Below are 16931 nucleotides of genomic sequence, written 5' to 3' on the forward strand. Positions count from 1 at the left end.
ATCCGTAACTTCTTTTATCCTTGACTCAATATGCTTATCAAAAACCACATTCTATTAGATATATCTAACTATTACTGGTAATTAGATGATTATTTATCAATATGTAAGAAAGCATAGAGTCATCTTTTATTTAGTATAAGTTAAATCAGGTTTCTTGAATGGTGAAAGATATGGTACGCGAACACAGGAACAATGTATGGGTAGTACGCACAGGTTATTGCGGTGTGCAGGAAAAGTCCTGCATAGAGAGGGATTTTATTTCTTTTGACCTGAACCTGCATATCATGGATCTGTTCGGTGATGAATTAATGGATATCAAGCACCGGTCACCAAACTACAAGAAATATATGCATTTTGGAGACAAATACCGGGAATTTGACCAGAAATTCAGGAAAGAGTTTGAGGATGCTATTAAGAATGTTGACTACTCAACAGAAAGACCTGAAATGATCAAAAAAATGAAGCGTCTAAATACTAAGCTCCAGAAGTTTGATGATGAGGTCAAACAGTTCGATGCTACAATGCATGAGTTCGATGAATTTGAGCGTGTGGAGCAGATGAAGAAGGCTTTGCTTGCAAGGCTGAGCACTCCTCCAGTTGATTTGCTTGAGGTGTGGGCTAAGGATGTGCTGCATTTTGTTAATGATATCAGAATTTATGACCTGATTGCTATCCCTCTGATGTGCGAGAAGCAGGTAGCTATTGGCAGGGTACGTGATAATTACAAGTATCGTGAGGGCAAGGGTGTACTGAGCCACAGCAGAAAGGTTGACTGGCACGATACCAGGGTTCCTTTTGAGAATATGTTCCACGGTTTTGAAGAATTATTGGAGCTTCCTTCTTCAATTACTCTTCTTGATGATCCTGAAAGGGAGTTTGTTCTTGGTATTGTGGTGGATGATACTTTTTGATTATACCTTGCATTTCCTTTTTATATACTTTTTAGCTGCTCCTTTGTTTTGCTGGCAAAAGATTCTTAAAGGCCTATGAGTATAGCGTGCAGGTAATTCAATTCATGGATTTTATCTATAAATCTGACTATTAATCAAATAATTTATATTGAGTTGATCAATTTGGCAATTGAGAAAGGCGATTTCATAAAGATAAACTACACTGGTAAGTTCAATGAAGGACAGATCTTTGACACTACCGATGAACAGCTTGCAAAAGACAATGGTATCTACAACCCACGCGGTGTTTACGGCGGCGATGTTGTAATCGTTGGCTCCGGCCACACAATCAAAGGTCTTGATGAGGACTTTATTGGTAAGGAAGTAGGATACTCCGGTTCAATCACTATTGCTCCAGAGATGGCATTCGGTCCACACAACCCTGCTCTTGTTGAGACTGTTTCAGTTACAAAGATTAAGGAACAGCTCGGTGACCAGAGACCATACTCTGGAATGCCTATCGAGCTTAACGGCAAACGTGGTGTAATCTCACAGGTTATTGGCCGCAGAGTACGTGTAGACATGAACCATGCTCTTGCAGGTAAGGATGTTGAGTACGAATACACAATCGAAGAGAAGATCGAGGACAAGGTTGCTAAGGCACAGGGTCTGCTTTCACTCTACACAGGCATGCCGGAGATTGAGGTTGAGGTTACAGATGACCTTATCAGAATCTACACTCCAATCGAGCTTGGTTTCAACCAGAGATGGATTGTATCCAAAATGACCATCGCAAGTGAGCTCATTGACAAGCTTGGCATTGAAAGCCTTGAATTTGTCGAGAGACACCCATACGTCCCTGAGGCAGTTGAGGAAGCTCCTGAGGCAACCGAAGCTCCTGCAGAGGACGAAGAAGCTGAAATTGAAGAGGAATAATCTTCCTCTTAACTTCTTACTTTATATAACAATTAAAATTCACCTTAAATTAATCGCTGACAATTACTGTCAATATCGATTTCCTATCAAAACCCTTATATCTTAGGTCGCTATTAAGATACCATCCGACATGCTGAGGTAGCCAAGTGGACTACGGCGCCGGTCTTGAAAACCGGTAGTGCTAACGCGCTGCGAGAGTTCGAATCTCTCCCTCAGCGTCGACATACTTTTTTTGAAGTTCTAATATTTTGAATATTTCTTTGATGTTAATCTATGAATTAATATTAATAACATTAAAACAAAATATAGATGATATTGCATAGATTAACTAATTTGATAATATGATACAAAGCGAAAGTGATAGGTTACACAAGCTAATCGATAGTAATCCGTTGAAGTTACAATCTGTAAGGGAGTTACATAATATCGTAGATGAATTTTTGTCTCAGGATATTAATGGTATTTCACTTCTTAGAAAAAATGTTCTTGAACTGGATTTTCAAAAAAGAAGGATTTTATCTTATTGCTATATTTCAGTGCTTGATAGAGATAGAGTTAACATAATATTGGATGACTTGGAACGAGTTTATTTTAACAAATTGGATAAATCAGTTGATTATTCTAAGTCAAAACCTAGTTTATGGGAGAAATGCATTGGAGCATTTAAAGCTCCACTAAATCTTGGTTATTTCAAAAAATAGACTATCACGTTGTGTGTTTTTAATTATTTCTATTTCACTTTACATATCTTTCTGATCAGGATTCTTCCATCTACTGTTGTTCTGAGAGTATATCATCATAATGATACTCACTATATATTCAACTATAGATATATTAATATAGTAGAAAATAATACTATGAATTGTGGCAAGAACTGCCAGACGGCAAATGTCACAAAAAAACCATGCGGTGGTACGTTATGGGAATCATCCATATTTGGTGGTACGATATGGAAATTATCTGGAATCTCTCCGGCAGAAAAACGTAAGGAATTGGATTGCATGGAAATGCTGAAAGATGTTCTCCCTCTCTGTCTGACATCAGCATTTCCTTCCTCCTCCGGAAAAGTAAAGGAGTATGAGTGGTAAGGGAGTGGGGGTAAAGCTCTCTTTAACATTCATTCTGAATTTAGACAATGGGGTTATTGTCAATTTTTCATTTTAATCAATTATATCGAAGCTTGTAGAAAATACGGAATAACAGAATACAACTAAGGAAGGTATGGAACGTCAACGTCCCGAATTGACGTCCCATATCGTACACTAAATTCCAAGTCGTTTTAACCCCAAACTTCAGCTCCTCTTCGATAACATCTTACTTATTTGTAAGCTAATGGAACTATATAGTTAAAATTAGTCCTTGTAATCCAGGTAGAAACATCTACTCAGTTAAGTTCTGACAGGAACAGTTGGTTGTATGGATATCACACAGCAATTCCTGTTAAATGCATCCGTATTGATGGAGATTCCAATTACACTGGTACTTCTCTCAAGTATGTTGAACTACAGGGCAAACAGGATTGCAAATTCAAAAATACAATTTCAGATTATGGTAAAAATAATGACATGTAGGATAGTCATTTTTTGGGGTTATTATGTACAAGATCCTACAGGCCGCAAAGACAACCGGAATTTTAATCCCGTAGTGGTACATGATAGCGTTTTTCTACTAATAGTTTCACACTATATTTACTATAGCATTATGTAATGTACAGTTCCATCGTTATTCTATATAGTCATCTCAAAAATCATCTCTTCCTGTGCTATTGGTCTACTAACTATCTTTTGTCTTACCATTCATTATACTGCCATTGCTGAACAGCTAATAATAAATGTTATATATTGTACAATCAATAATAATTGCAAGTGAATCTGAAGCATTATGTATCAGAATTCATTTGGGTGTTGGTAGGCATAATAAGATCCTGTTTTTTCAAGGCAATTAACTGTATAGCAATTTTAGGTTTAATGTTATCTTTGTTGATCAAAAAATGAGACAATTATCGGTGCAAACATGTATTTTAACATTTATTCAATTCCATTGTATGTATCATGTTTAATTGTCTGTGTGCTTCTTTACTACATAATCAAAGATTACAAGTCAACTCCGGGTTCAAAATACATTGGCATGCTCCTGAGCTCAATTGCCTTTTACTCATTCTTTTATGCATTTGAAATTTCTTCGGACACTCTGCCAACTCTACTATTCTTCTATAAACTGGAATACTTAGGGGTAGCTTTCATACCACTGTTTTTCCTATTATTCATTATAGATTATAGTGGCAGAAAAAACTGGTTTCCAAAAAAATTGTTAGTATTTTTCGTATCAATATCAACTACAACTCTCCTGCTCGTCCTGACAACAGAATACCATACCCTGTATCACAAAGTCGATTATATACAATATGGCGGTCTGTTCCCTGTTCTTGGATATCAACCCGGAATATGGTACTGGGTACATTTTACCTATGCCAATTTTTGTATCATTCTGGGTTTAAGTATGCTTTTCAGTGTTCTTCAGGGCACTCTTCCTGTTTTTCGTAAGCAGATAATGATAGTTATAGTCGGTTCATTAATGCCGTTTGCAACTTTACTTATTCATCTGAGTGGTATGTCGCCATGGGGTATAGATCCAGCCCCTTTTTCCCTGACATTAAGCGCCATTATAATTTTCATAGGGTTTACACGTTACAAATTATTTAACCTGACACCTCTTGCACGAGGTCTTCTTTTTGAACATCTGCCTGATAGTGTTGTGGTTTTTGATAAAGAGCAGAGGATCGTAGACTATAACAATTCTGCAATGCAAAAAAGTAATATTGGACTAAAAGATGTAGGGATGCGTGTTTCAGAGTTATCTGAGCCCTGGTGCGGGATTCTGAATAGAAAACCGGATTCAAGTACCACAAGTATTATTGAAATCAATGAGACTATAAACGAGAAACTTTTCTGGTTAAATATCACTTTTCTTCCCATCCATGACAAAAGAGGAAATACAATGGGTCAGATGGTTATTATAAGTGACATAACACAACGTAAAATTGCAGAAGAGGAACTTCGGGCAGCAACTGAAAAAGCCAATTATCTGGCTGAAAAGGCAGAATCGGCAAGTATCGCAAAAAGTGCATTTCTGGCAAACATGAGTCATGAATTGCGTACACCTCTAAATTCAATAATCGGTTTTTCAGATATTCTCCTTGAGAACACATTTGGTCCTTTAAACCCTAAACAGACAAGGTATGTTGCTAATGTTTCTCGTAGTGGAAAACATCTGCTCTCTGTTATAAATGATATTCTTGATATTTCTAAGATAGAAGCCGGAAAAATGGAATTAACTATTGAAGCTATCTCAATAATGGATGTTATTGATGAAGTGGTAGGTTCCTGTTATTCTCTTGCTTCAAAAAAGAACATTGATCTCGTAAAGAATGTGGAGTCAAAATTGCAGAACATCAAAGTCGATAAGGTTAAACTGGAACAGATACTGTTCAACCTTGTCAGCAATGCTATAAAATTCTCAGATGAAGGTGGTGTCGTGAATCTTAATGTAAAGTCTGGAACATCAAAAGTTACTTTTGAGGTAACTGACAAAGGTCCGGGTATTTCCAATGAAGATCAGAAGAAACTCTTCACAGTCTTTGGTCAACTGGATAATGCTCACAACAGGAAATACGAAGGAACAGGCCTTGGCCTTGCTATTGTGAAGAGGCTTGTGGAAATGCACAATGGAACCGTCTGGGTTGAAAGTGAACCTGGAAAAGGTTCTACTTTTGGTTTTGACCTCCCTGTTGAATAGAATGTAACCAGATTCCGAACTGGAAATCTGTCAAGTATAATATCAATGATAATAGTAATAATAGTGATAATACTAATAATAATTATAATCTGGTTAATAATGATAAAATTCAGTAATTGAATATATTATTTAAATACAGTATGAATCATATACCTGCTATTAACTTAAAAATGAAGACCTAAGGCCTTAACTTTGTTGACGCTTGATACCTAAAGATTCTTGATGCCTAAAAGATGAATGAATCGCTATTTCAGCTCAGGCGAAAATAGCAATAGATTCAAACCTTACGGTTCCTTTTTGTGTCCAGTAACCACAGTTTTCACAATACTGGATATTTTCATTTTCATTCAGTTTTGAATTACATTCAGGGCATGTTTCTAGCTTGTTCGGTTTTCCCATCATTTTTTATTCCCCTTTTTTAGCGAGTAGGCTTTACTAAGCCTTCATTCTATTTATAGGCAGTATCTAGGATATTATGTATTATACAATTAGATTATAAAGACTATATAGATTACATATCCTTTCTTTAAATACTCAATAATAGTTAAATCTCACAGGTGCACAGAAAAAAAGTGATGAAGAAGCTTTTTTCTTAGAAATCAAAATGGAAATGTATATATAGATCCATTTTGTAAAATTACTCATAAGCACTAATATACAATAATAGGGATTCATAATGATGAATAATGTAAGATTCATCTTTTGAATATTGTTTGTTGGTGCCTGGTATAGCAAAGGAACAGCTTTGAGTTCAGGTATGGTGCGGTTCCTGGAAAAAACAATGGTACTAAAGAAAGAATAAGCGGAGGGGCACTCATGCGTTTGCTGATAGCACTATTCATTTATACACTACTTAATATTAAATCCCTTTTTGGTAACAAAAAGACACACGCATAAACGTATATACAGCAGGGTGCATTTGTTGATATCATGGATGTTATTCCTGATTTAATATTTTAAAGGCATTACTGCTTGTATATTTATATTTTAAAATTATAGTTGAACTATTTCTGTGCATTTAGGTAAGTTTCATTATACTTTATTTTTATACTTCTTTTTGTAGTTGTTAAAACGAAAGTTTATAACTTTCTTGTTTTTTTATTAATTTTGCTATTATTTGTATAATTTTTTTATTTATGCACTAAATGTTCACAATGTTCATATTAGGGAATAGAATTTGAAATTATGGACATGTTTCTTTTATATATCGACATAATTACACTGTATATACAGCACAAGTACCATTTCTTAGATTAATACATTCATAAAAAAGGACTATAACATGAGCGAGGAACTTTTCTATCAGAATCAACTCCAGAATCTTGAAGACATTAAGGCTTCCTACTTCAGCCAACTCGATGATGTTGAGAAAAAGCGTGCTGAAATAGCTTTGAAAAAAGAACAAATAAAGTCTGATGAAGCTCATATTATTGAAGAATATCACAGGATACGTGATGCAAAAAAGCTCATCACAACAGAGTTTGAAAACCTTGCTAATAAAAGTGAAATTCTCAAACAGGCAAAGAAGGAATATGAAAAGAAACATGTTTCTTTTCTAAAGCTGGAAGCAGAACTTTCCACCCGTATGGATAAATACGATATTAATAAGGAATCACTCCAGCAAAGAAATTGTGAACAATACAGGTTCTTGCGTGCCCAGTATGAGGAAGAGCTGGCTCTTAAGAAGCAACAGAAAAGGCTTGAAAGGACCAGAATGAGGCTTGATTCCAGGGCAAAAGAAATTGCTGCAATAAAAAAAGAGATTGCTTCCGGAGAAATGGATATTGAAGTTGAAACAGAAAAAGTAGAACGCAGGCGGGAATATGTCCGGCACCTTCGTGAGCTTTTGTCTGTGCAGGAAGAGGAGTTTTCATCCCGTGAAGAGGAACTTGTCCATCTGAAGCAAAAGACAGAAGAAGAAATTAACAAGCAGGTGACTATTCACAGGCAGCAGCTTGATATCATTAAAAAGGATGCTAGAATAGAGCAGCAGATGGCATATATCAAGATCCTTGAAGATGATCTCTATGACGTTAAAGCCAGACTTGAAAAAGCAAATGAAAAATTAAATAGCATGAAAATATTTTCAAGTATATTTGAGCAGAATCAAGAGCTTCTTGCTAACTGATTTGTGATTCGTTTCTAATACTAATCTTTTTGCGAATGTATTTCTGTATCTCACTTTTAACAAATCAGAACAATTCATAAAAACTTAAATAATATTTGATTAATTCCAATCATAAGGCACGGTGGCATGTTTATGTCATGTCTTTAGCGGGAACTCGCATACCAACCAATACTTACTGAGGGGTGCACGTGCCTTTTTGCCGTTCTATGCCTGTGGGTTATCTTAAAGTAAAAATTAATTACTTAAAATTATATAACAAAGTATATATAGAATTTATATTATTTATGTTTGAGGCGCAATGATTTGCTTACTCGACTTTTAACTTACTAACCCACTCCCACACTAGCATCAGCAGATTAAACACGCGCCTCAATTTTTATATCCTGCTTTAAACCTGAAAATCTGTTGTGAAACAAATTAATTATTATGAAGTTTATTGATTTACAGTTACTAAAATGGTTTTATTTTAATTAAGGTCTTCAATTGTAAATACAAATGTACTGCCTTCACCTTCATTACTCTCAAGCCAGATACTACCATTATGCATCTCTACAAACTGTTTAACAAGTGCCAGTCCAAGACCGGTTCCGCCATATTCCCTTTTGTTTGAAGAATCTACCTGTGTGAAAGGACTGAAAATGCTTTCATGCATATCTTCCGGAATTCCAATTCCAGTGTCAGAAACTGATATTTTTATCTCACTGTCTTCCTTTATTGCTGTTACTGAAACTTTACCATTATCAGGGGTGAATTTAATGGCATTGCTAAGCAGGTTTAGCAGTATCTGTTTAAGTTTCATTTTGTCAGCAGATATTTCCTGACTTTCAATATGATTGGTTATTTCAAGATCTATATTCTTCTTTAACGCCATTGGGGATATAGATTCCCTGATATCCCCTAAAAGATCTGAAATGCTGAATACTTCACGGTTCAGCTCCATTTTTCCTGCTTCCACCTTTGACAGGTCAAGAACATCATTAATAAGATCTAAAAGGTGTCTTCCACCGTTATTTATATGCTTAACATGTCTTTTTTGCTTATAATTAAGTTCTCCGAATATCTCATCATTCAATACATCTGAAAAACCAATAATTGCTGTAAGTGGTGTTCTTAGTTCATGGCTCATATTGGCAAGGAATTCGGATTTCATCCTGTTGTTCTCTTCAGCAAGCATTTTTGCTTCAATGAGTGAGAACTCGGCATCTTTTCTTTCAGTAATATCATTGGCAAACATAATAAAACGGCCGTTAGATAGTCTGACTGAATCAATTCTCATCCAGACACCATTACCATTTTTTTGCAGAATCTTTAACTCTACACTGGAGAAACCTTTCGATTTCAACTCATGATAACCCTGAATACCTTTATACTGTGATTCAGGAGCTACACGTGAATAAACATTCATTTTCAGCAGTTCTTCTTCTGAAAATCCCGTTAAGATACAGGCAGTTTCATTCACTTCTTCAAAGGTATCGTTTTTCTCATTAACGATGAATATTCCATATGGTGCATTCTCTATATATGTGCGGAATTTCCTCTCACTTTCCAGAACCGCATTCTCGGCATTCTTTCTCTCAGTGATATCCCTTGCAAACAGGATAGATCTGGTATCTGACAGTTTTACCGCATCAACCCTCATCCAGAAATTAGTTCCTATCCTGCGGTTGATGAGTAATTCTTCACTGACAAAACCTGTTGTAATTAGTTTGTGGTATCCCTTCACAGCTTCATCTCTGGACTGAGGAGCTACTCTGCTAAACATGTCCATCCCGATGAGTTCATCCACACGGTAGCCAGTCATAATGCATATGGTTTCGTTCACTTCTACAAACTTCTGATTCTCATCCACGATCAAAATTCCGTAAGGAGCATTCTCTATGTATGTACGGAACTTCTTTTCACTTTCCAGGAGTGCATCTTCAGCCTCTTTCTTTTCAGTGATATCATGGTAGTTGAATAATATTCCCTGAATAATAGGATCATCCAGAAGGTTTCTTCCGGTAAATTCTATCCAATTATATGTACCATCTTTACATTGGTATCTTATCTTTGAGGAAAAAGTATCTCTTTTATTGTCTAAGATATTCAGGAAAAAGTCTTTTGTATTTTCCTGTTCATCAGGGTGAATTTTGTCAAATAGGTCAGTATCAATAAGCTCCTCAGGTTTCCAGCCAAACCATTTTTCAACGTTGGCACTTTTGTATCTGATTATTCCGTTCCGGTCTGCAATTGCAATAACATCTGAAATGTTTTCTATCATAGCAGCCTGTTTCTGCTCACTCTCACGAAGTAGTTCTTCTGATAGTTTCTGTTCAGTTATATCTTTAATTTCTGCAACTCTGAAGTATTGTCCTTTGTAAGGAATTATTTTACCCTGTATCCTTGCAGGATAAGTAGTACCATCTTTTCTTAACATGGTAATTTCGTAAGGCTCTTCATATCCTGAATTTATGTTCTTCCTTACAGTTTCTCTGCAATCTTCCGCAATTAAGGTATAATTGCTCATTCCAATGAGTTCATCATGCGAATAACCGGTTATATCTGAAAATCCCTGATTAACATCTACAATGAATCCTTTATCATGTATTACAATACCACCAAAAGAGGCATTATGTAGTGCTTTGAATCTTTCTTCACTATCTATTAGTTCTCTTTCAGAGTCTCTACGTAAAATAGCTTCACCAATACCATCGGCAACAACCCTAAGCAGATTCACATCGTCTTTATGCCACCTGCGCTCTTCAACGCAGTCATCAAAGCCTATAAATCCCCAGAGTTTTTCTCCTGAGAAAATCGGTATTATCAATATAGCAAGGATTCCCTGATCTTTAAGAATAGATTTTTCAGGTTCTTCGAGTTCTTCAACAATATGTGAGTAATTTTGACCTGATACTATTATTTCCAGAAGTGTCGGAGCGCCTTCTGAATATGGAAGATGTTGCAGCTCAGGGTTATCTATCTGGGCTTCAATACCCTCTGAAACTTCTTCATATACCTGGGACATGCACAGACCCAGTTCTGTATCTTCTTCATTTCTGAATATGTAGGTTCTGCTATTGCTTACAGTATGATGGATTTTTTTCAGTATACGTGGCATAATTTCATCAATATCTCCAGGTTCCTGAAGCAGTCGCATACATTCGATTGTTGTCAGTTCATAATCCAGTCTTTTTTTGAGCAGAGATTCTGTTTCAAGTAAATTAATTCTTGACTTATTGAAATCTTTTATTTTAGGATTCAGGTACAAAAAAATCAAGAAACCTGTTGCAATGACAAAGAACATTCCTTTATAGGTCTGGAATTGCATATACATGTCAGGATCTGTTACTATCCAGCTAAGTACAGTATCCGAGCCCAGTATCCATAAAGTGGCCATAAATATGTAGAAAAGTGCAACTTTTAGTGCCAGGTATTTGTTCGATTTAAAATTTGCCATCATACTCATTTATTCGTATTCCTGATATCAGCATTTTTAATTTTCTTATTATGAGATTTTTTCAAATCATAGTTCTTACTTAATATATATGTATTAAATATATATTATTCACTGCTAACATTCTGTATATTTTGTACAGGTGCGGTGAAATAAAATTTTGAATCAACAGCTTTAAACATTTAAAATCAATACGCATTTGAGATATGGTTCTGATAAATGAGTTTATGATATCCGGAATACTTCTGGGATTTGCATCCGGTATATCGCCGGGTCCGCTGTTGGCCATGACTATTTCTGAATCACTTAAGCATGGTTCACATGCAGGAATTAAGGTTGCAGTGTCCCCGTTTATAACAGATATTCTTATAGTTTCCATAATCCTGCTTTTCCTTCTGAAATTTGAGAATTACGATCCCGTTATTGCATTAATCAGTCTGGCAGGTTCCCTTTATCTGATTTCCCTTGGAATTTCATCCTTAAAAACAAAGAGTGTTAATCTTAAGCTTGATACACAAAAACCTGATTCTTTAAAGAAAGGAATTATTGCCAATTTCCTCAGTCCTCATCCATACCTTTTCTGGATTGCAATAGGCGGGCCAATACTTTTCAAAGCCCAGGAAGCAAGTACTTTTTCAGCTATATTTTTCATTGCAGGATTTTATGCTTTGCTTGTCGGGTCTAAAATCGTTATTGCAATGATGGTGGGAAAATCAAGAGGATTTTTGAAAAGCAAGTATTATCTATATACAATTCGCTCATTGGGAATTGTTTATATGGTCTTCGCATTCTATTTCCTGAAACAAGGATTGGAGTTGCTGAATTAGTATTAATGTTTATATAAATATGCTCGATATTAAATATTTTTAAGTAACTTATGAATAATTTTCTATTATGGCTTATTTGAAATTAACTATTGTATTACTAATATGCCTGATATTCTCAGGCATTGGTTGCATAGACAGTACGGTTTCTGATTCTACTACGGAGGAAGAAACCATCACAGAAACAAATGCAAACTCTTCAGAAGAGTATGACATTGCTGATAATCTGACCACGGATACGATGACTGAAGAAAAGACAAATGCCAATTCCGCAGAAGAATTTGATATTGCCACTGCAAACAATGCCTTTGCCTTTGATATGTATGACAAAATCAAAAATGATGCTAATACCATATTTTCCCCTTATAGCATCTTCACTGCTATGGCTATCTGTTATGATGGTTCTGCAGGTTCTACGCAGAAACAACTTTCAGATGTGTTCTACTATCCTCTCGATAAACAGGTTCTTGAGAACAGTTCTCAGAACATGATAGTCACTATCAATTCAGAAAATGACCAGTATATTCTGAACACTGCCAATGCTCTCTGGGTTCAGGAAGATTACACATTAAAGAGTCAGTATGTCAACAATGCCGAAACTTACTATGGTGGCAAAGTTCAGTCCCTGGATTTTATAGATGAAACTGATAATTCAAGGCTTATTATTAATGAATGGATAGAAAATAAGACCAATAATAAGATTGTTGATCTTCTGGCAGAAGGAAGCCTGAGTCCTGATACAAGGCTTGTGATTACAAATGCCGTTTATTTCAATGGTAAATGGATGACAGAATTTGAAGAGGCTGGTACCAGAAAAAGATCATTTACACTTTCCAGTTTATCGGTAAAAGAAGTTGATACCATGTATGTAGCTGGAAAGTTCAACTATTTTGGAGACGAAAGGGCCAGTATACTTGAATTACCTTACAAAGGGAATGATCTCAGTATGTATGTGGTCCTTCCGGCTGAAAACAATATTGATGAATTTGAAAGCAATTTCACTCTTGATAACTACGATGAGTTAAAAGATAGTATGAATAAGGATTATGTTCTGGATTTGTGGATGCCCAAATATAATTTTGAGACAAAGGCACAGCTTAATGAACCTCTGCAGGATATGGGAGTTGTCGACGCTTTCCAGTCTGATGTGGCAGATTTCTCTGGGATGTCCGACATGAGTCTGTCGATATCAGATGTAGTACATCAGGCATATATAGGTGTTAATGAGAAAGGAACTGAAGCTGCTGCTGCAACAATAGTAGAGGTGGAAGAAGAAGCACTGGAAACTGATATTCAGCTTAAGATAAATCATCCGTTCCTCTTCTTCATTGAAGACAGTAGAACCGGATGTATTCTTTTTATGGGTAAGGTTGAGGATCCTTCAAATTCCTGATATGAATTAAAAAGAATACATGGAGGGAAATTCCTCCTGTACTATTTTTTAAATTTGCAATATATATGAACTTGTAAGTTTAAGTAAATCCTCATCTGTGAAGGTTTAGCCGTTCAGTCAACAGCTAAGGCTGGTTAACATTAACCAACTAAGTGCCGTAACGTGCTAATGCTTTGAAATTGAAGTAACTTTTAAGTTGATTTTATGGAATAAACATTTTTGTTCGTGCCAAATAATTAAAAAATCCTGTTAAAAATCCTTATTTAAATATTATCTTTTTCAAAAATTAAAATTTCCATCTCTATATTTAGCAATAAGTTAACGCCGTTATCAAAACATATATATGGTTCATTATATAATTATTTCTATATATCATATGTGAGGGAGTTTCTATGACAGAATGCGAATTACTTTCAAAATGTGGTTTCTTCAACAAATACCAGAATGCTAAACAGGCAGCATGCAGTGGTTTCATTGCCATGTATTGCAAAGGACCAAAAATGGATGTATGCAAAAGAAAGGCTTACAGGGCAGAACACGGTGTTGCACCGCCGGATGACATGATGCCAACCGGTTCTATGATCATAGAATAATGTCGTTTTCCTGTATTCACAGGAAACCTATTTCTTTAGTGTTATTTTTTTGTTGTATTTCTATCTCCAATAAACATATTTATATATTAGTCTCTATCAATTAAAAATTAGGTATTTTATATTATTGACTTATTCTGAGGGGGTTTTAAAATAGGAAACTTACTGGAAGATTTTTTTGAATTGAAAAAACATGGTACTGATGTAAAGACAGAAATTATGGCCGGAGTTGTAACTTTCATGACACTGGCCTACATTATTGTAGTAAATCCTGCAATTCTGGAAGCTGCTGGAATACCATTTGGTCCTTCAATGGTTGCAACAATTCTGTCTGCGATATTTGGAACACTGATAATGGGTATCTATGCCAAAAAACCACTGGCAATTGCGCCTTATATGGGTGAGAATGCTTTTGTTGCCTACACAGTTGTAGGTGTGTTAGGATACTCATGGCAGACAGCCCTTGGAGCTGTATTCATAAGTGGTGTGCTTTTTACGGTTCTGACACTTTCAGGCCTGCGGGGGAAAATGATAGATGCTGTCCCTGACAATCTCAAATACAGTTTTGCTGTTGGTATTGGTCTTTTTATTACTTTTATCGGACTTGTTAATGCACAAATAGTGGCGCTTGGAGTCGAAGGAGCTCCTCTGCATGTGGGGGCTCTCAACACAATACCTGTTGCTCTTGCACTTTTCGGCTTTCTCCTGATAAGTGTGCTAATGATAAAGAACGTTAAAGGTTCCATTCTCATTGGCATCCTTGTAACGGCAATATTTGGATTCATTCTGGGTGTTGCACAGGCACCTGAACAGGTGATCAGTATGCCACCAAGCATCGCACCAATACTCCTTCAGCTTGATATTACAGGTGCACTCACCTGGGGCTTTTTTGCTGTGATACTTACCATGTTCACAATGGACCTCATGGATACAATGGGAACTCTGGTCGGTGTTTCAATGAAAGCAGGTTTCATGGATGAGCAGGGAAATCTTCACGACCTCGACAAACCATTTCTGGCAGACTCCCTTGCAACAGTCTTTGCTGCTCTTGCAGGTACAACAACTACAGGAACTTACATTGAATCTGCTGCCGGTATTGAAGAAGGTGGTCGAACAGGTTTAACTGCAGTTGTTGTTGCTATACTTTTTGCCATGGGACTTTTCTTTTCTCCGTTGTTCTCAGCTATACCTTCCGCGGCAACTGCACCTGCATTGATAGTCGTAGGTCTTATGATGATGAGTGCAATTAAAAAAATAGATATGGAAGACCTCACAGAGATGATACCTGCAATGGCAGTAATAGTTCTTATGAGTTTTACCTACAATCTAGGAGTGGGTCTTTGTGCAGGTTTTGTTCTGTTCCCGTTGCTCAAACTCATAAGTGGAAAAGGCAGTGAAGTTAAACCGATTGCATGGGGACTTTTTATCCTGTGTTCAATGTTCTTTATCTTCTACCCTTATTGAGGAATCAAAGTGCATAAAATCTGCACGTTTTATTTTCTTCCTTTTTCATTTTCTTTCAGGATATTACAACACCATATTTTGCAAATACTTTTGCAAACGCAAGCCTGAGCTTTTCAGCATCTTCCTTCAACAGTGTGGAATTTCCGGTTGATGCAGATTCTCCAAGAACTTCTATTGCAGTATCTACAGTTGCCAGTGACTGGTTGTAATTATCATCTGCGCTTGGTGGTTTTTCTGCATTTTTAACATCCTGCCATTCACTTTTAAGAGTTGGAATATATGAGCTAACTGTTTCTGTATCATTTACATTTGCAGCGTCAATTGCTTCCTCCATGTTCATATGGAATCTAGTAAGATAATCTCCCATATGCAGAACGTTGTTTCTTTCATGCAGACTGAAGAAAAGATCCCTCATAGGTTCAAGTCCCTCATGGGAAGCTTCTATATCTCCCTCTTCAAGCATCTCCTGTGAATGCTTTGCTATCAGCACTGACCTTTTGATCTCTATTTCCCAATTCCTGTCTTCAGAATACATTTCAGGAGGATTTTCTCCGTATGTATCATATACATAGCTCAACTTGTTCACCAGTTCATTAATGGAGGATTGTGATGCGTTTACGTTCTTCTGGCTGGTTGATATAAGCGCATTAACGTAAGCTGTGTTAGCTTCTTCCATTATTTGTTCAAATTCAGTTTCATTCACAACTACAACAGGATCTTCAGTTTCTTTTGTCTCATCCGTATCTTCAACACAACCGGATATCAGAGCAAGTGATATTGCAAGAAAAATACATGTGAACAATGTTAACAGCATTTTGATCTTCATATTGGCAACCCATGAGAAGAATGCTTTAAGAAATAAAATATTTTTCCAGTCTAAATAATGTCATGGTAAATTCTTCTGAGGTGTGGGTACCGCTTAAGACGGGTGAGGACAACTAGGAGGATTCAGAGAAAGAAGCCACACCTCAGAACTAAAATTCACTATACCATTGCTATATTATATTTAATGCATTTAATAATTTGTGGTGTATATATAAATCAATTTATAACTATTTTCTCACTTCGCATTTTCTGTCCTGCTGTATGTCCATATATGTTAGTCCCCACTGTGCCAGGGCTTCAAGTACAGGGATGATGGTTTTTCCGAAATCTGTGAGTGAATACTCGACTCTGGGAGGTATTTCAGGGTACATTTTGCGGTTCACAATTCCATCATCTTCCAGTTCACGAAGTTGTTTTGTCAGCATACGGGGGGATATGCCGGGTAACATCTGCTGAAGTGTATTGTAGCGAAGAACATCTTCTTTTAGCTGCCAGAGTATAAGTGGTTTCCATTTTCCTCCAATAACGCCAAGTGTTGCTTCCACAGGGCATCCACAGTCTGTTTTTTTAGTATTTTCCATGTTTTCCCTCCTCTTTGTTTTCTTTATTTCTTGTCCTTTTCTTGATGTTATTATTACTATACTTTTTGTTAG

Annotated in this window: 15 protein-coding genes and 1 tRNA gene; 12 read left to right on the forward strand and 4 right to left on the reverse strand. The window is 36.3% G+C overall.

What is annotated here, in order from left to right:
- Nucleotides 1-170 precede the first annotated feature (170 nt).
- The 7 genes from V7O61_RS06395 (at nucleotide 171) to V7O61_RS06425 (ending at nucleotide 5621) form a co-directional block, all read left to right on the forward strand.
- A complete protein-coding gene (locus tag V7O61_RS06395; protein ID WP_407282384.1) occupies nucleotides 171-911 on the forward strand; it encodes a hypothetical protein in 741 nt (246 codons plus the stop codon).
- A gap of 162 nt (nucleotides 912-1073) precedes the next feature.
- A complete protein-coding gene (locus V7O61_RS06400; protein WP_407282383.1) occupies nucleotides 1074-1826 on the forward strand; it encodes a peptidylprolyl isomerase in 753 nt (250 codons plus the stop codon).
- 132 nt (nucleotides 1827-1958) lie between these two features.
- Nucleotides 1959-2044 (forward strand) — tRNA-Ser (locus V7O61_RS06405).
- A gap of 123 nt (nucleotides 2045-2167) precedes the next feature.
- A complete protein-coding gene (locus tag V7O61_RS06410; protein WP_407282382.1) occupies nucleotides 2168-2527 on the forward strand; it encodes a hypothetical protein in 360 nt (119 codons plus the stop codon).
- A 156-nt stretch (nucleotides 2528-2683) separates the two neighbouring features.
- The gene (locus V7O61_RS06415; RefSeq protein WP_407282381.1) at nucleotides 2684-2914 is read left to right on the forward strand and encodes a hypothetical protein; all 231 of its coding nucleotides are present in this window, start codon (nucleotides 2684-2686) and stop codon (nucleotides 2912-2914) included.
- Between the two features lie 328 nt (nucleotides 2915-3242).
- On the forward strand, nucleotides 3243-3533 hold the full coding sequence (locus V7O61_RS06420; protein ID WP_407282380.1) for a hypothetical protein: 291 nt from the start codon (nucleotides 3243-3245) through the stop codon (nucleotides 3531-3533).
- Between the two features lie 306 nt (nucleotides 3534-3839).
- Entirely contained in the window at nucleotides 3840-5621 is a 1782-nt protein-coding gene (locus V7O61_RS06425) for a histidine kinase N-terminal 7TM domain-containing protein (protein ID WP_407282379.1), read from the forward strand.
- 255 nt (nucleotides 5622-5876) lie between these two features.
- Here the strand turns inward: V7O61_RS06425 and V7O61_RS06430 are convergent, their stop codons facing one another.
- Nucleotides 5877-6023 carry a hypothetical protein gene (locus V7O61_RS06430; protein ID WP_023846361.1) on the reverse strand — a complete coding sequence of 49 codons (147 nt, stop codon included), beginning with the start codon at nucleotides 6021-6023 and terminating at the stop codon, nucleotides 5877-5879.
- Between the two features lie 880 nt (nucleotides 6024-6903).
- Between V7O61_RS06430 and V7O61_RS06435 the strand changes: the two genes are divergently transcribed.
- Nucleotides 6904-7749 carry a hypothetical protein gene (locus tag V7O61_RS06435; RefSeq protein WP_407282378.1) on the forward strand — a complete coding sequence of 282 codons (846 nt, stop codon included), beginning with the start codon at nucleotides 6904-6906 and terminating at the stop codon, nucleotides 7747-7749.
- 466 nt (nucleotides 7750-8215) lie between these two features.
- Here the strand turns inward: V7O61_RS06435 and V7O61_RS06440 are convergent, their stop codons facing one another.
- On the reverse strand, nucleotides 8216-11194 hold the full coding sequence (locus V7O61_RS06440) for a PAS domain S-box protein (protein ID WP_407282377.1): 2979 nt from the start codon (nucleotides 11192-11194) through the stop codon (nucleotides 8216-8218).
- A 194-nt stretch (nucleotides 11195-11388) separates the two neighbouring features.
- On the opposite strand from V7O61_RS06440, the gene V7O61_RS06445 reads away from it, so the two are divergent.
- The 4 genes from V7O61_RS06445 to V7O61_RS06460 all read left to right on the forward strand — a co-directional run bounded on the left by V7O61_RS06445 (nucleotide 11389) and on the right by V7O61_RS06460 (nucleotide 15453).
- Nucleotides 11389-12009 carry a LysE family translocator gene (locus V7O61_RS06445; RefSeq protein WP_288070066.1) on the forward strand — a complete coding sequence of 207 codons (621 nt, stop codon included), beginning with the start codon at nucleotides 11389-11391 and terminating at the stop codon, nucleotides 12007-12009.
- 67 nt (nucleotides 12010-12076) lie between these two features.
- Nucleotides 12077-13399: a serpin family protein gene (locus tag V7O61_RS06450; protein ID WP_407282376.1), complete on the forward strand. Its 1323-nt coding sequence runs from the start codon at nucleotides 12077-12079 to the stop codon at nucleotides 13397-13399.
- A 392-nt stretch (nucleotides 13400-13791) separates the two neighbouring features.
- Nucleotides 13792-13992: a hypothetical protein gene (locus V7O61_RS06455; RefSeq protein ID WP_288070068.1), complete on the forward strand. Its 201-nt coding sequence runs from the start codon at nucleotides 13792-13794 to the stop codon at nucleotides 13990-13992.
- A 180-nt stretch (nucleotides 13993-14172) separates the two neighbouring features.
- Entirely contained in the window at nucleotides 14173-15453 is a 1281-nt protein-coding gene (locus V7O61_RS06460) for an NCS2 family permease (protein ID WP_407282375.1), read from the forward strand.
- 55 nt (nucleotides 15454-15508) lie between these two features.
- On the opposite strand, the gene V7O61_RS06465 is transcribed toward V7O61_RS06460, so the two are convergent.
- Both V7O61_RS06465 and V7O61_RS06470 read right to left on the reverse strand, forming a co-directional pair.
- Nucleotides 15509-16279 carry a hypothetical protein gene (locus tag V7O61_RS06465; protein WP_407282374.1) on the reverse strand — a complete coding sequence of 257 codons (771 nt, stop codon included), beginning with the start codon at nucleotides 16277-16279 and terminating at the stop codon, nucleotides 15509-15511.
- Nucleotides 16280-16505: 226 nt separating this feature from the next.
- A complete protein-coding gene (locus V7O61_RS06470) occupies nucleotides 16506-16859 on the reverse strand; it encodes a winged helix-turn-helix transcriptional regulator (RefSeq protein WP_407282373.1) in 354 nt (117 codons plus the stop codon).
- Nucleotides 16860-16931 lie beyond the last annotated feature (72 nt).

Origin of the sequence: Methanolobus sp. WCC1 (genome assembly GCF_045690315.1) — an archaeon.
In the GTDB taxonomy this organism is placed as follows: Archaea; Halobacteriota; Methanosarcinia; order Methanosarcinales; family Methanosarcinaceae; genus Methanolobus; species Methanolobus tindarius.

Coding starts and splice junctions, on each gene's coding strand:
- V7O61_RS06395 (WP_407282384.1), top strand. CDS start 171: ATGGTACGCGAACACAGGAACAATGTATGGGTAGTACGCACAGGTTAT.
- V7O61_RS06410 (WP_407282382.1), top strand. CDS start 2,168: ATGATACAAAGCGAAAGTGATAGGTTACACAAGCTAATCGATAGTAAT.
- V7O61_RS06415 (WP_407282381.1), top strand. CDS start 2,684: ATGAATTGTGGCAAGAACTGCCAGACGGCAAATGTCACAAAAAAACCA.
- V7O61_RS06420 (WP_407282380.1), top strand. CDS start 3,243: ATGGATATCACACAGCAATTCCTGTTAAATGCATCCGTATTGATGGAG.
- V7O61_RS06425 (WP_407282379.1), top strand. CDS start 3,840: ATGTATTTTAACATTTATTCAATTCCATTGTATGTATCATGTTTAATT.
- V7O61_RS06430 (WP_023846361.1), bottom strand. CDS start 6,023: ATGATGGGAAAACCGAACAAGCTAGAAACATGCCCTGAATGTAATTCA.
- V7O61_RS06435 (WP_407282378.1), top strand. CDS start 6,904: ATGAGCGAGGAACTTTTCTATCAGAATCAACTCCAGAATCTTGAAGAC.
- V7O61_RS06440 (WP_407282377.1), bottom strand. CDS start 11,194: ATGAGTATGATGGCAAATTTTAAATCGAACAAATACCTGGCACTAAAA.
- V7O61_RS06445 (WP_288070066.1), top strand. CDS start 11,389: ATGGTTCTGATAAATGAGTTTATGATATCCGGAATACTTCTGGGATTT.
- V7O61_RS06450 (WP_407282376.1), top strand. CDS start 12,077: ATGGCTTATTTGAAATTAACTATTGTATTACTAATATGCCTGATATTC.
- V7O61_RS06455 (WP_288070068.1), top strand. CDS start 13,792: ATGACAGAATGCGAATTACTTTCAAAATGTGGTTTCTTCAACAAATAC.
- V7O61_RS06465 (WP_407282374.1), bottom strand. CDS start 16,279: ATGAAGATCAAAATGCTGTTAACATTGTTCACATGTATTTTTCTTGCA.
- V7O61_RS06470 (WP_407282373.1), bottom strand. CDS start 16,859: ATGGAAAATACTAAAAAAACAGACTGTGGATGCCCTGTGGAAGCAACA.